The sequence below is a fragment of the Bradyrhizobium sp. KBS0727 genome (genome assembly GCF_005937885.2).
In the GTDB taxonomy this organism is placed as follows: Bacteria; Pseudomonadota; Alphaproteobacteria; order Rhizobiales; family Xanthobacteraceae; genus Bradyrhizobium.
The window spans coordinates 1,896,442-1,911,146 of sequence record NZ_CP042176.1 but is presented as its reverse complement, the minus strand read 5'-3'; the positions used below and the strand labels follow the sequence as shown (position 1 = coordinate 1,911,146).

The following is a 14,705-nucleotide window of genomic DNA, read 5'->3' as shown; positions in this document are numbered from 1 at the left end:
GCTTAATGGGCGACGGCGGCGGCGGCGGCCTCGTCGATGAGGATGCCGTCGCGGAAACGTTCGATGGTGAAGGGCGCATTGATCCGGTGCGGCTCGTCCCTGGCGATGGTCCAGGCGAACACGTTGCCGGAGCCCGGTGTCGCCTTGAATCCGCCGGTACCCCAGCCGCAATTCACGTAGAGCCCGGGGACCAGCGTCTTGGCGATGATCGGCGAACGATCCGGCGTCACGTCGACGATGCCGCCCCAGTTGCGCAGCATGCGCAGCCGACGGAACATCGGCACCAGCTCGCAGATCGCATCCAGCGTGTGGCTGGCGATATGCAGCGCACCGCGCTGCGAATAGGAGGTGTAGGCGTCGGTGCCGGCGCCGATCACCATCTCGCCCTTGTCCGACTGCGAGATGTAAGCATGGATGGTGTTGGACATCACCACGCAGGGGAACGCCGGCTTGACCGGCTCGGACACCAGCGCCTGCAGTGGATAGCTCTCCAGCGGCAGGCGAACGCCGGCCATACCGAGCACAACGCTGGTATGGCCCGCGGCTGAAACGCCAACCTTTTTGGCACGAATGAAACCGCGGGAGGTCTCGACGCCTTCGACCGCGCCGTTGACGCCGCGGCGAATCCCAGTGACCTCGCAATTCTCGATGATGTCGACACCGCGGGCGTCGGCGGCGCGGGCATAGCCCCAGGCCACCGCGTCGTGGCGCGCGGTACCGCCGCGCCGCTGCAGGGCGCCGCCGAGAATCGGATAGCGCATCGCGCCGATGTTCAGCGGCGGGCAGAACTCCTTGCACTCCTCCGCGCTCAGCCATTCATTGTCGATGCCGTTAAGGCGATTAGCGTGAACGTGACGCTTGAAGCTCTGCACGTCGTAGATGTTGTGCGCCAGCATCAGCACGCCGCGCGGCGAATACATGACGTTGTAGTTGAGATCTTGCGACAGGCCTTCCCACAGCTTCAGCGCATGTTCGTAAAGCGCGGCGCTTTCGTCGAACAGGTAGTTGGAGCGGATGATCGTGGTGTTGCGGCCGGTGTTGCCGCCGCCGAGCCAGCCCTTCTCGAGCACCGCGACATTGGTGATGCCGTGTTCCTTGGCGAGATAATGCGCGGTCGCGAGGCCATGGCCGCCTGCGCCGACGATGATGACGTCGTATTCTGCCTTGGGCTCCGGCGAACGCCACTGCCGCTGCCACCCGGCATGACCGCCAAGCGCCTGTTTGAACAATGAAAACGCGGAATAGTTTTGCATCGGGGCGGCTCTCACCATGAAGGGCCATACTGCCGCCTCGACGCCGGTTCGGCGAGCATGCGGCAGCCGTGCGGGTAGGACAGAAGCGACATCCGGCCCTAGACCGGCGTGACCTCGAACAGGCAGTGGTCGTGGGTGCCTTCGGCCTGGCAATAGACTTCACGGGCCGTCAGGGTCTGCTTCCGGCCGGCGCTCGCGGCGACATATTCCAGCGAGCCTTCGAGCCACGACGCGAACATGTAGCAAAGCTTGCGGCCACTGTTGCGATGGGCCTCGTCGACCATGGCGGAGTTGCCCAGCAGCACATGCGCGGTGCCGGCCTCCGGCGCGACATCGAGCACCTCGAACTGGCCCCAGCCGCGCTGCGTGATACGCCGCATGTAGTGGTGAAACACCTCGATACCGCTCATGCCGTGATGCGCGGCCTCCTTTTCGCACCAGAAATAGGCCGAGCGATGTCCGGCCGGCCGCAGCACCGCTTCCAGCTTTTCCGCGCCCAAAGCCGCTTCGACGGCATAGTGGTTGTTGAGATAGAAGTGTTGCGGCACCAGGATCATCGGCAGCGCATCGACCGACCAGCGGCCGGTTGCGTCGTCGACCTGGATATCGACCTGCGGCTTGCCCATGATCAGGCTCCCCACACGGTGTGGAGCAGGTTGAACCAGTTCTTGCCGATCACCGCCTCGATGCGCGCGGCCTTCCAGCCGCGCTTTTCCATCGCCGCGGTCAGGTTCGGCCATTCGCCGATGGTGCGCAGCCCTTCGGGATTGATGACGTCGCCGAAATTGGTCAGGCGGCGGGCATAGCCTTTGTCGTGGGTAATCCAGTCGAAGAATTCCTGGCCGTACCCTTGCGTGAAATCGGTGCCGATGCCGACATTGCCCTCGCCGCAGATGTCGATCACGTATTCGATCGCCTCGACGTAATCATCGACATTGGCGGCCGGGCCGCGCTTCAGGAACGGCGGAAACATGGTGACGCCGACGAAGCCGCCGTGGTCGACGATGAATTTCAACTGTTCGTCGCTCTTGTTGCGCGGATGCGCCTTCAGACCGGCCGGCAGGCAGTGCGAATAGGCCACCGGCTGCTTGGAGGCGAGAATCACATCCTCGCTGGTCTTTGCGCCGACATGGGAGAGGTCGCAGAGGATGCCGAGCCGGTTCATCTCGGCGACGACCTCGCGGCCGAAATCCGACAGACCGCCGTCTTTGGTCTCGTAGCAGCCGGTGCCGACCAGGTTCTGGGTGTTGTAGGCCATCTGGATGATGCCGACGCCGAGTTCTTTGAACAGGCCGAGATAGCCGATCTGGTCCTCGATCCCCGTAACGTTCTGCCAGCCGAGGATGATGCCGGTCTTGCCCTCTTCCTTGGCCTTCAGAATGTCGGCGGTGGTATAAACCTGCTTCAGGATGTCGCCGTGTTCGCGAAACCAGGCCTTCCAGCGCATCACATTGCGCATCGTTTCGGTAAAGCCTTCCCAGACGCAGCAGGTGCAGTTGGCGGCGGTCAGGCCGCCCTTCCGCATGTCCTCGAAGACAGAACGCCCGAAATCGGAGATGATCAGTCCGTCAATGACAACCGACGTCTCATGCAGATTTGAGGCCATGTGGTTTCCTTTCGGCGGCTTGCGCGACGCCCGCGGCTGTGCGTACAAGTTGTCGCATCTATTCAATGCCGCGATTGTTCGGCCGGCGCCGATCCAGCCGATAGGACATTCGCGCCATCGGACTGGGACAGAAGCGTCGCAGGGCCGCCCCCGGCGCCTATTGGCCCGGGATGGCGCATTCGTCCAAGTCCAAGCGCGCGTGCGTGCTAGCTCGGGATTTCCGGGACCGCCTAGCGTTCGGTCTTCGAATAATCTTGGAGATCAGCAATGGTGACGATTACCAAGCGAGCTTTCGCCGCACTTGCCACAGCGAGCTTGTTACCGCTCGCTTTTGGCGGCTTTGACGCGGCTTTTGCCAAGGACAAGGTCAAGATCGCGTTCGTCGGACCGCTCACCGGCGCGCTGTCCCCCCACGGGATCGGCGGCCGCAATTCGGCCGAACTGGCCGTGAAACTGATGAATGCCGACCCGAACACCAAATACGACTACGAACTGGTCGTGCTCGACGACGAATGCAAGCCGAACATCGGCGTCCAGGTCGTCACCAAGATCGCCTCGGACCGCTCCATCGTCGCCGCGGTCCCGCATTACTGCTCGGCGACCGCGATCGCCACGGTCGACATCTTCAACCGCTTCAAGCTGCCGATGGTGGTGTGGGCGGCGGTGCTGCCGGAAATCACCTACGCCAACAAATTTCCCGAAGTTCACCGCGTCAGCGGCATTCTGATCGGCCAGAACCGCATCGGCGCCGAATTCATGAAGGCCCGCGGCTACAAGAAGTTCGTATCCTTCGTGGACTCCACCGACTACGGCAAGTCGATGAACAAGTATTTCACCCAGTTCACGCTTGAAAACGGCAATGACATCCTCGGCACCTTCTCCGTGCCGCCGGACCAGCAGGACCTTTCCGCCGAACTCACCAAGATCAAGGAGCTCAATCCGGAAGTCATTTATTTCGGCGGCCTGACGCCACTCGGCGCGCGCCTGCGTACGCAGATGGCGAAGTTCGGCATCAACGCGCAGTTCGAGGGCAATTCCGGCATTATGGGCGACGCCTTCATCAACGCCGCCGGCCCTGAACTTACCGAAGGCACCGTGACCTTCTTCGACAGCCCGCCGATCACGAAGATGCCGGGCGGCAAGATGTTCACCAACGCCTACAAGGCCGCCGGTTACAGCGAACCGCCGGAAGCCTATGGTCCCTTCGCCTTCATCGCCACTAATCTGGTGATGGAGACGATCGAGAAGGTCGGTCCGGATCGTGCCAAGATCACCGAAGACCTCGGCAATGTGAAGGACCGCCCGTCCGTCGTCGGCCCGATCACCTTCGACGATCACGGCCAGAATATCACGCCGCTGACCACCAAATATGTTGTGCAGGACGGCAAATGGGTGGTCTGGGAAGACAGCGAATACGCCGCAGGCAAGCGTAAGCTCAAGAACCTTCCCTGAGCCATCAACGCAGGAAAGAATCCCATGGGCATGATTGGCCAACACCTGCTCAACGGCATGATGCAGGGGACAATCTATGGCCTCGTGGCCATGGGTTTCACGATTTTCTTCGGCGTCATGAACGTCATCAAGTTCTCCCACGGCGACGTGCTCACGCTCGGCGCCTTCGGAGGACTTGTCGCCGTCTGGGCGACGCACTCATTGGGGCTATCGGTCCCAATGCAATTCGTTGCAGCGTTTGCCGCAGCCATGCTGCTGTCGGCGGTGGCCGGAGCCGGTATTTCGCACTTCCTCATCATGCCGCTGCGCAACGCGCCGCCGCTCAACATGCTGCTGATGACGATGATGGTCGGCACCGTGCTGCGCGAGGCAATCCGGCTGTTCTTCCCCAACGGCACCAACCCGCAGCGCTTTCCCGAATTGCTGCCCTCCGGCGGCTTCAATATCGGCAGTTCGTTCTTCCGCACTGACGCGCTGATCCTGATCGTTGCCGGGATCGCCTCGATCGGCGTGGTCTACTGGATCATCAACCGGACCAAATTCGGGCTGGCGATGCGCGCGGTCGCCGAAGACGTCGAGACCGCGCGCACCATGGGCATCAATTTCGCGCGGGTGATCCCGCTGACCTTCGCGCTGGGATCGATCACCGCGGGTTTCGCCGGCACGATCTATGGCCTCTATTACAGCGAGATCAATTACGGCATGGGGCTGCTGCTCGCGGTCATCGGCTTCACCGCAGCGATCGTCGGCGGCCTCGGCAATATCTGGGGCGCCATCGTCGGCGGCTACCTGTTTGCCGGTCTGCAGACCTTCGTGGTCGCGGCGATCCCGTCGATGAGCGACTACAAGAACGTGTTCGCTTTCGTCCTGATCATCATGCTGATTACCTGGCGGCCGACCGGCCTGCTCGCCGAACGGGGAAGCGAGCGAGTATGACCGCACCTTCCCCTCAGAATAAGCCGGTCGCCGTCTGGCCCTTGATCACCGCGGTGGCGTTTGCCGCCGCGGCGCTGGCCACGCTGGTGCTGATCGACAACCAGAAAATTCTTGGTCTTGCGCTGGCCGGTATTGCCGCGATCTGCCTTGCGGCGGCGCGCTTCGGCGGCGTCGCCGCGACCGAGGCCGCGGCGTCGGAAAACCCATGGCTGCTGCGCGGCCTGATCCTGATCGCCGCCGTGGCGGTGCTGTTCGTTCTGCGGGATGATAATTTCGGCCTGCTGATGGTGGCCACGGTCCTGATCTATGCCACCGTCTGTATCGGCCTGACGATTCAGATGGGCTATGCGGGATTGACCAATTTCGCCGCCGCAGCCTTCGTCGGCACTGGCGGCTATACCGCGGCGATGCTTGGCCAGAAGGGCGGCCTGCCCGATGCGCTGGTTCTCCTTGGCGGCGGACTGGTCGCGGTCTTCATCGGCTCGCTGCTGATCCTGCCGGTGCTGCGCACCCGTGGACATTATGCAGCGCTAACGACGCTGGCTTTCGGCGTGCTGTTCAACGTCTTCCTCGACGCCAACGAGCTGCTGGGCGGCCCGCAGGGCTTGAAGATTCCGGGAATCAATTTGTTCGGCTGGAATTTTTCCAACGATCTTCACATCCTGGGCTTCACCTTCTCATTCTATGTCAACTACGTGATCCTGACCGGTGTCCTGACGGCATTGGCGATGATCCTGGCGGGCCTGCTCGACAAATCCTGGATCGGCGTCTGGCTCGACGTCGTGCGCCTCGACGAGACCGCGGCCTCCGTTTTCGGCCTCAGAATCGGCACCTGGAAAATACTTGCATTTACGCTCGGCAATTTCCTCGCCGGCCTGATGGGCGCAGTCTACGCAAAGATGACCGGCTTCATCGCCCCCGCCAATTTCACGTTCGGTGACTCGCTGGTGATGGTGTCGATCGTCATCCTCGGCGGCATCGGCAATCGCTGGGGTGTCCTGCCGGCCGCGCTGATCGTGGTGCTGCTGCCCGAGAAACTGCAATTCATCCAGGAATATCGCTTGCTGCTATACGCCATTCTCGTGATCATCATCCTGATCGCGCGGCCCGACGGCCTCGTGGCGCGCCGCGTGCGTGCGCTGCGCATGGAGACGCGCTGATGACGGCAGCCTCCACTCCCGACACCCTGCTCGAAAGCCGCGGACTGACGGTGCGCTTCGGCGGCCTGCTGGCGCTGAACGAACTCGATATCGACGTTCGTCATGGCGAAGTACTGGGCCTGATCGGCCCTAACGGGTCGGGCAAGACCACATTCCTGAATGTCATCAGCGGTGTCTATTCCGCCAGTGCGGGCAGCATCAGGTTCGAAGGCCTCGACATCACCACCGCCAGCGCGCAGAGCCTGTCTAACCACGGGCTGGCGCGAACGTTTCAACGCTCCCGCCTGTGCCTTCCCTTGTCGGTGTTCGACAACATCGCGCTCGGCGCGCAAAAACGCCTCAGTAACGGGTTGTGGCACAATCTGGTCCGCCGCAAGGAATTCGCGGCCGAAGCGCTTGCGATCGCGGCAGAGGCCCGCGAGCTATTGCACGTGTTCAATCCTGCGCTCGCCGACAAGCTGTTTGAACCGGCGATTTCGCTTGGCATGATCGACCGCCGCCGCGTCGAGATTTGCCGGGCGCTGATCGGCAAGCCGAAACTCGTGCTGCTGGACGAGCCCTCCGCCGGCATGACCCATGACGAAACCGATCAGGTCGTCGACGAGATCCTCGGTATTCGAAAATCGCTCGGCGGCCTGGCCATCATCATTGTCGAACACGAAATGGGCCTGATCGAACGGGTAACTGATCGCTGCGTGGTGCTGAACTACGGCAAGAAAATATGCGAAGGCAAATTCCGCGACGTCGCCGCCGACCCGGTGGTCCGCGAAGCCTATCTGGGGCAGTCATGACAGGCCGGCTGATCGTTCAGGACATCTACACTGCCTATGACCGCGCCGACGTGCTGTCGGGGCTGTCGATCGAGGTCGTCCCCGGCACCATCACCTGCATCCTCGGCTCGAACGGCGCCGGCAAATCGACGCTGATCCGCTCGATCCTACGGCTGACGCCGCCGCGCGCGGGCTCCATTGCGTTCGAGGGCGCCACGCTCGACCACATGCAGACCCACGAGATTGTCGGACTCGGCATCGCCTGCATCCCCGAGGGTCGGCGCATTTTTGCGAAGATGACGGTCGAAGAGAATCTGCGGGTCGGCGGATATCTGAACAGTTCCGAAAACGCGACACGGGTGCAGCTGGAGAAGGTCTACGAGACGTTCCCGCGGCTGAAGGAGCGCGCCAAACAACTTGCCGGCACGATGTCTGGCGGCGAACAGGCGATGGTCTCGATCGGGCGCGGCCTGATGACGGAGCCGAAGCTGCTGATCATCGACGAGCCCTCGCTCGGCCTCTCGCCGCTGTTCGTGCAGGAGAATTTCAACGTCATCCGGCGCATCAACGACACCGGAGTGACGGTCCTGCTGGTCGAGCAGAACGTCAACCAGACGCTGGCGATCTCGCACTACGGTTATGTGCTCTCTCAGGGACAGATCGTGGTGCACGGAACGCCGGGGGTGCTCGCTGCCGATGCAGAGGTGCAGCGGGCCTATTTCGGCGGCGCCCAATAATCCCGTCATCCCCGTGTTGCTGGCCCGGTTTTTGCTTTGACGCATCTGATCGTTGTGCTTTACTGCCCGACCAGATCAAGCGTTGATGCGAGGCCCATGATAGATCTCCGCTCCAGCAACAGTTCCGCATCTGGAAAAGGCCCGCGTCGGCAGCTTTCAGTTGGCTTTGTGCTCATCCCCAATTTCACATTGATTGCATTTTCGGCGATTGTGGATCTGCTGCGGCTGGCCGCCGACGAGGGCGATCGAAGCCGGCCGGAACGATGTTCGTGGAGCATATTGGCGCCTGATCTCAATCCCGTCACCGCGAGCTGCGGTCTGCAAGTGTTGCCGTGGGAGACTTTCAGCAAACCCGAACGGTTTGATTACATCGTGGTGATCGGTGGACTCATCGATCGCAATACAACCTATCACCCCAAGACCCTGGAATTTCTCCGCGACGCGGCGGCAAAGGGCGTGTCGATCGCCGGCGTCTGCACCGGCAGCTTTGCGCTGGTCGAAGCCAAGCTGATGAGCGGGCGCAGATGCTGTGTCAGCTGGTATCATTTCCAGGATCTGGTCGAGCGTTATGGCGACATCATTCCGGTTGCCGATCAGTTGTTTGTCGAGGACGGCAAGTTCGTTACCTGCGCCGGCGGCCTTGCGGCGCTGGATCTCGGCGCATGGATGGTCGAGCGCCATCTCGGGCCCGGCCACGCGCAGAAAAGCCTGCACATCATGGTGACCGACACTGCCCGCCCTGCCGCGGGCGCGCAGCCGCAGCCCCCGAGCGTCGGCATGGTCGACGATCCCCGCGTGCGCCGCGCAATGCTGCAGATCGAGCAGAACCTCAGCACGCCTCAAAAGGTCGACGATATCGCGCACAGCGTCGGCCTATCAAAGCGACAGCTTGAACGCATCTTCCGCAAGATGGTCGGCAAGAGCATCCAGGAGTTTTCGCGCGATCTGCGGGTGTTCTATGGCCTCTGGTTGCTCGCCAGTTCCGACAAGACGATCACCGCCGTCGCGACCGAAAGCGGTTTTTCGGACATCTCGCATTTCAATCGGCTATTCCGGGCAACGTTCGGTTGCGCGCCTTCCACCTTGCGCCGGGAAGGACCGGTTGCGATGAAGCTAGCGATCCATCGCTGGCAGGCCGCACAATCCAATACAATGTCCGACCTGCACATCGCGGCCGCTAAAACACTGGCCGATCGAAATGCCGTGACAGGCAAGCCAAACATCGCGGATGTTTCAATCGCCTTGGCCAGACCACCTGTACCGGAAATCGATCTTGAAACGCTCGGCTTCCTCCAGCGCGAACGACGTCCGTATTTCTGATCGATTTTGCTGGATCGAATCTCGCGTCGGCGGCGCTATTGCGTGCTGAATGCCTCGCGGGATGTGGATGGGTTTGCGGCGCTGCAATCGCAAACTCGCTGCCGCAAACCCGTCCGCAAGGGCACTGCCAAGCTACCAAGCAGTGGGATCGAAAATTGTCTCCGCCCAAAGTCTCCTCAAAACGGGAATTTCTGCGGTGCTGGCTGGAGACTTTCGATAGATTCTCGGTAGAGTTGCCACTTTCCAGAGACTGGAGACGCGGGACGAATGTCTAAAAACCCCTATAAATAAGGGGCATTCGCCCAAAAAGTGCTAGCTATCTATAGTTGAGTGACTGCTTGGCTTCCTTGGGAAGGATCGAACAACTACATTCCCGAATGAAATTTGGCCTTTGAAATCTCAAGAGAATTTGGCCTGAAAACCGCGGTTTTCAACCTCGGAGACTTATCGGCTTCTTGGTAGACGAAGTGGAGACCAGAGACGTTCCCCCGATACCGAGAGTAAGCCATTTCTCGAACACTGGAAGGGCACGTGACAGTCGGCTTTTAGCCCTACAGACCAGACGTATTCTATCCAAATTGCGATGTCTGCAAAGGGGCCAAACAGCGACGCTTCCAACCCTAATCCTCGAACGCGCGCGCCTAACGCGCCAAGCTCCAGATGGTCTAATAGACTGCGCGGAGTCCAAAGAACTCAAGCATGGAAGACAACGGAACGAAGTAACCAGCTACTCTCAGCGTCAGGGGAAGCCTCGAGCGGCAGCGCTGCGGCTGCCGCTCCGACATTACAGAGGCGACTGAGAAATCAAGACTTCTTCATGAGCGGACACTTGCTTTGTTCGCGCGGAATGTTGGCGTCGTCGGCCGGCACCGTTGCAACGACGTCATAAAAATCCCAAGGCCCCTTGGATTGCTCCACCGTCTTTGCTCGCAGCAGATAGTAATCATGGACGTGCATGCCGTCTTCGCGGACATAACCCTTCTCCGAGAAGAAATCATTCACCGGCAACGAACGGAATTTTGCAAGCACGGCGCCGGTATCGAGCGTTCCGGCAGCTTCGACGGCCTTCAGGTAGTGCATGGTTGCCGAGTACATTCCGGCCTGAACCATGGTCGGCATACGCCCAACCTTGTCGAAGAACCGTTTCCCGAACGCGCGCGACGTGTCATTTCGATTCCAGTAGAATGCCTCCGACGTGTACAGACCCTGCATGTTGGGAAGACCCACCGCCTTGGCATCCGTGATCTGGAACAGCAAGGCTGCCACCCGCATCTTGCTCTTCAGGCCGAGCAGGCCGAACTCGTGAGCCTGCATGAGCGAGTTGGTGGTATCACCGCTGGCGTTGGCGAGAGCCAGCACATTGGCGCTGGAGTTCTGGGCCTGCAGCAGAAACGACGAGAAGTCGCTGGTGTTGAAGGGGTGCCGCACCGAACCGACGACCTTGCCACCCGATTCCTTGACCACGGCAGAAGCATCGGCTTCGAAAGCCTGACCGAAGGCATAGTCGGCCGTCAGAAAGAACCATTCGTTTCCGCCCTGCCCCATCAATGCTTTCGCGGTGCTGCGCGCCAGCGTGTGGGTATTGTAGGTCCATTGGAAGCTGTTGGCGGAGCATTTCTCGTTCGTGATCGCCGAAGCTCCCGCCGACGACACGATCATGATCTTGTTCTTGTCCCGGACCAAATCGGCGAGGGCCAGCGCGACCGCAGAGTTTCCAATATCAAGAAGGACGTCGACGTTTTCGATATCCATCCACCGCCTGGCGATGCCGGACGCGATATCCGTCTTGTTCTGATGATCGGCGAAAACGAGTTCGATCGGCTGTCCCAGCAACTTGCCGCCGAAATCGGCGATCGCCATTTTGGCGACTTCAACGGCCGCAGGCCCCGCGGCGTCCGCGTATTGGCCCGACTGATCGTTGAGCACGCCGAGCTTGACCGGCTTCGACGCAGGCGCCTGCGCATGAGCCGAGGCGACAGTTAAAAAGATCGCCAACGATGCCAGCACGTTTCTCATTTTTTTCGCTCCCTTTGGATTTTTTTGCACTCGAAGTTACGATTGATTTTGCGACGCTATCCGCCCGGCAGAGTTCTATTCGGCCGCTTCGCGATATCGCTCCAGCCCATCCAGGCTCTCTCCACTGGCGCGAAGAGCGCCGCCCCACTTGGCAAGCCACCACCCGTATTGTTCGGGCCATTGTTCGAAATTGCCGGTCAACCCGAAATGTTCTGCGGCGTGGAGCGCCCAGAACGGATTGAAGAGCATCTGGCGGGCGATGAAGATGAGGTCGGCACGGCCATCCTGCAGAACTTTCTCCGCAAGATCAGGGGTTCGGATCATGCCGACCGCGCCAGTCGCAATGCCGGCCTCGTGGCGAATTCGTTCCGCAAACGGCACCTGGTAGCCTGGACCGCGACCGAGATTGGCATTGGTCGATCCGGCACGCAGATTGCCGCCCGTCGAACAGTCGACCAGATCGACGCCCAGCTCCTTCAATTTGCGGGAGAAGACAACGCTGTCTTCGATTTCCCAGCCACCGTCGATCCAGTCGGTGGCCGAGATACGCACGAACAGAGGTGTGGCCGAGGGGAGGGCGGCTCTCACGGCGCGCGTCACTTCGAGCGGAAACCGCATCCGGTTTTCCAGGCTGCCGCCATAGTCGTCGGTGCGGAAATTGGCGAGCGGCGACAGGAAGGATTGCAACAGATAGCCGTGCGCCATGTGCAGTTCGATGACGTCGAAGCCCGCCAGTACGGCCCGGCGCGCGGTCGCGACGAATGCATCGCGCACGCCAACGAGACCTTCCCTGGTGAGGGGAACAGGGGTCTGGAAGCCATCGGCGAAGGGGACATCCGATGGGCCCGTGGGCACCCAGGTTTCCTCTCCCATTTCGACATCGCGATCCGTCAAATGGCTGTTGCCCCGGAACGCGCGCTGCTGGCTGGATTTTCGGCCGCCGTGATTGATCTGGATCGCTGCTTTTGCGCCATGCGATTTGATGACATGAACAACCTGGCGCATGCCGTCGATCTGGCCGTCCTCCCACAGCCCGGGATCACCGTTGGTGATGCGCCCCTTCCGGCTGACCGACGTCTGCTCGACGAAGACGAGCCCGGCCCCACCCATGGCGAACTTGCCATAGTGAACCAGATGGAAGGGCGTGATGTAGCCGTTTTCGGCCGAATACATCCCCATCGGCGAGACGACGACCCGGTTGCTGAGCTCGACGCCACGGAATGCGATGCTTTCAAACAGCTTGACCATCTGGATCTTCCTTGAACTAGCGGACCGGGAAATTTATCGAACAACGTTCGTGATGGCCGCGCATGGCGTGCTCGTCGTCACGCTTGCGCAATGGCGCCGGAGTGGCGCAACGCATCGATCTCGCCATCGGACAGGCCGAGATATTCCGACAGGACTTCGCTGTTGTGCTGACCGAGACGCGCGGACGGGATGTATTCCGGCGCCTTGGTATCGTGGAGCACCAGCGGACTGCGGTGAACGAGAATGTCGCCGTATTCCGGATGCTGGATTTCGCGCAACATGCCCCGGGCGTGGAGGTGCTTGTCCTCGGTCACCTCGCGCAAGTCGCGAACCGCGGCGCAGGGCGCTCGGTTGGCACGGCAAAGCTCGGTGATCTCATGGCGCGTGAGCCGCGAGGACCACTCGGACACGATCTGGTCCGTAAGATCGATGTGCTTCAGGCGGTCGAGCACGGTCTTGAAACGCGCATCGCCGGCCAGCTCCGGCCGCCCCATCGCGCGCGTCAACCCGGCCCAATGAGATTCGTTGACGCTGATGATGGCGACATGCCCGTCGGATGCGGGATAAACATTATAAGGAGCCTCCGCGAGCCCGCCGTGACGGTTGCCGGTGCGAGGCCCCGCCGCCTTGCGGTTGAAGACATCGGCCAGATTCGAGGCCATTGCCGGATAGACGGTCTCGACCATCGCGATCTCGACCAGCCGACCGCGGCCGCTTTTTTCCCGATCGTAAAGCGCGGTGAGGATGCCGGCGTACAGATGAACGCCGCTGATGAAGTCGGTGATGGCCGGACCCGCCTTGACCGGGGGACCATCGGCAAAGCCGGTCACGCTCATGATGCCTGACGCCGCCTGGACAGTCAGGTCCATCGCCAGATTATCCCGATCGGGACCCGACAGACCGTAGCCGGTGGCCGAGCCGTAAATGAGCCGCGGATTGATGGCGCTAAGAACGGAATAGCCGACGCCCAATCGATCGAGCACCCCCGGCGCGTAGTTCTCGATCAGCACGTCGGCCTTTGCCGCGAGCTCTTTCAGGATCCTGACGCCGTCCGGCGACTTCAGGTTCAGACTGATGTTGCGCTTGTTGGCATTGAGCATCGCGAACGGGACGGCGTTGCCCTTGCTGATGCGGGCGCGATGACGCACCGGCTCGCCGTTCGGCGGCTCGACCTTGATGACGGTCGCTCCGGCCTGCGCCATCAGGAAGCCGGCATATGGACCCTGATATACCTGGCCGAGATCGATGACGATCACGCCTTCGAGCGGCAACGTTTTGTTATTGTCCAAGACTTCCTCTGTTTTGTCAGAAATTGTAGAGCCGCGCCGGATTGGCGATCAGGATCTTTCGACGGGTGGCTTCGTCGGGGACGGATTCGTGCAGCAGACGAAGCAGATCCTGAAGATCGGGAACAGTCTCGGCGCTGTGGCCCACATGGGGCCAATCGCTGCCCCACACGACCTGATCGGGCGCAGCCTGAACGATGGCGCGCATATACGGAGCTGTGTCCGAATAGGGACGGCCGACGCGCGTGTTGCGGTCTGCCCCTGAAATCTTGGTCCAGTAGCGGCCAGTCTTCAGCCGTTCGGTGAAGGCGCGAAAGTCGGGGTGCTCGTGCCCCTTGTCGGCCATGGTCCGCGACATGTGGTCGATCACGTAAGTGAGCGGCAGCTTTTCAAGCTCGGCTGCGGCGGCAGCCAGATCCGAACTCTCGATCCAAAGCTGGGCGTGCCAGCCTCGCTCCGCGAGACGAGGGGCGAGCTTGACCAGATCGTCGTAGCTGGTGCCGAGCGTCGAGACCGGCTTGCCGTCCTGCCGGATCATGGTGACGCGCACCGCCTTGAAACCGGCGTCGGTGAGTTCATCAAGCCGGCGATCCGAGACGTCGGGCCGCAAGATCGCGACGGCACGAAGCCTGTCAGGATGCCGGCGTAGTGCATCGTAGGTGACGGCGTTATCTTCTCCCGACCCCACCGCATGGACGATGACGCCGCGCGTGATGCCGAGCTTGTTCCAGATGGCAAAGGCGTCTTCGATCGTGAACGGCTGCGCGGCAGTAAAGCGTCCTTCATTTCCAGCCGGAAAGCGATCGAAGGGGCCGTAGATATGAAAATGACAATCGCAGCTGCCTTCGGGCAATCGATATTCCATGCAAGCAAATCCCTGGGACGTTTCTTGTTTTTTGAGCGGCTGTTGCGCCGCGGCCT

At 61.2% G+C, this 14,705-nt stretch carries 13 protein-coding genes; 6 read left to right on the top strand and 7 right to left on the bottom strand.

The features are described 5' to 3' along the window. Positions 1 to 2 precede the first annotated feature (2 nt). The 3 genes from FFI89_RS08810 to FFI89_RS08800 form a co-directional block, all read right to left on the bottom strand. Complete coding sequence (locus FFI89_RS08810) at positions 3 to 1,253, bottom strand: sarcosine oxidase subunit beta family protein (RefSeq protein ID WP_138834749.1); 1,251 nt, start codon at positions 1,251 to 1,253, stop codon at positions 3 to 5. Between the two features lie 98 nt (positions 1,254 to 1,351). Next, a complete protein-coding gene (locus tag FFI89_RS08805) occupies positions 1,352 to 1,879 on the bottom strand; it encodes a 4-vinyl reductase (protein ID WP_138834747.1) in 528 nt (175 codons plus the stop codon). Positions 1,880 to 1,881: 2 nt separating this feature from the next. Then, on the bottom strand, positions 1,882 to 2,859 hold the full coding sequence (locus FFI89_RS08800) for a dipeptidase (protein ID WP_138834745.1): 978 nt from the start codon (positions 2,857 to 2,859) through the stop codon (positions 1,882 to 1,884). Positions 2,860 to 3,126: 267 nt separating this feature from the next. Between FFI89_RS08800 and FFI89_RS08795 the strand changes: the two genes are divergently transcribed. Genes FFI89_RS08795 through FFI89_RS08770 form a run of 6 tightly spaced genes read left to right on the top strand, consistent with a single transcriptional unit; the run spans position 3,127 to position 9,234 of the window. After that, positions 3,127 to 4,311 carry a branched-chain amino acid ABC transporter substrate-binding protein gene (locus FFI89_RS08795; RefSeq protein WP_138834743.1) on the top strand — a complete coding sequence of 395 codons (1,185 nt, stop codon included), beginning with the start codon at positions 3,127 to 3,129 and terminating at the stop codon, positions 4,309 to 4,311. Positions 4,312 to 4,335: 24 nt separating this feature from the next. Next, positions 4,336 to 5,247 carry a branched-chain amino acid ABC transporter permease gene (locus FFI89_RS08790; protein WP_138834742.1) on the top strand — a complete coding sequence of 304 codons (912 nt, stop codon included), beginning with the start codon at positions 4,336 to 4,338 and terminating at the stop codon, positions 5,245 to 5,247. Beyond that, positions 5,244 to 6,407: a branched-chain amino acid ABC transporter permease gene (locus tag FFI89_RS08785; protein WP_138834740.1), complete on the top strand. Its 1,164-nt coding sequence runs from the start codon at positions 5,244 to 5,246 to the stop codon at positions 6,405 to 6,407. Before FFI89_RS08790 ends, FFI89_RS08785 begins: the two co-directional genes overlap by 4 nt. Further along, positions 6,407 to 7,198: an ABC transporter ATP-binding protein gene (locus FFI89_RS08780; protein ID WP_138834738.1), complete on the top strand. Its 792-nt coding sequence runs from the start codon at positions 6,407 to 6,409 to the stop codon at positions 7,196 to 7,198. The genes FFI89_RS08785 and FFI89_RS08780 overlap by 1 nt, the downstream gene beginning before the upstream one ends. Further along, positions 7,195 to 7,914, top strand: coding sequence for an ABC transporter ATP-binding protein (locus FFI89_RS08775; protein WP_138834736.1), 720 nt, complete (start codon positions 7,195 to 7,197; stop codon positions 7,912 to 7,914). Before FFI89_RS08780 ends, FFI89_RS08775 begins: the two co-directional genes overlap by 4 nt. A gap of 36 nt (positions 7,915 to 7,950) precedes the next feature. Beyond that, positions 7,951 to 9,234 carry a GlxA family transcriptional regulator gene (locus tag FFI89_RS08770; RefSeq protein WP_210249090.1) on the top strand — a complete coding sequence of 428 codons (1,284 nt, stop codon included), beginning with the start codon at positions 7,951 to 7,953 and terminating at the stop codon, positions 9,232 to 9,234. 804 nt (positions 9,235 to 10,038) lie between these two features. Here the strand turns inward: FFI89_RS08770 and FFI89_RS08765 are convergent. The 4 genes from FFI89_RS08765 to FFI89_RS08750 form a co-directional block, all read right to left on the bottom strand. Further along, entirely contained in the window at positions 10,039 to 11,250 is a 1,212-nt protein-coding gene (locus FFI89_RS08765; RefSeq protein ID WP_138834734.1) for an ABC transporter substrate-binding protein, read from the bottom strand. Positions 11,251 to 11,325: 75 nt separating this feature from the next. Next, a complete protein-coding gene (locus FFI89_RS08760) occupies positions 11,326 to 12,498 on the bottom strand; it encodes an NADH:flavin oxidoreductase/NADH oxidase (protein WP_138834733.1) in 1,173 nt (390 codons plus the stop codon). Between the two features lie 77 nt (positions 12,499 to 12,575). Then, positions 12,576 to 13,787, bottom strand: coding sequence for a CaiB/BaiF CoA-transferase family protein (locus FFI89_RS08755; RefSeq protein WP_138834731.1), 1,212 nt, complete (start codon positions 13,785 to 13,787; stop codon positions 12,576 to 12,578). Between the two features lie 16 nt (positions 13,788 to 13,803). Next, the gene (locus tag FFI89_RS08750; protein ID WP_138834729.1) at positions 13,804 to 14,649 is read right to left on the bottom strand and encodes an amidohydrolase; all 846 of its coding nucleotides are present in this window, start codon (positions 14,647 to 14,649) and stop codon (positions 13,804 to 13,806) included. Positions 14,650 to 14,705: the final 56 nt, after the last annotated feature.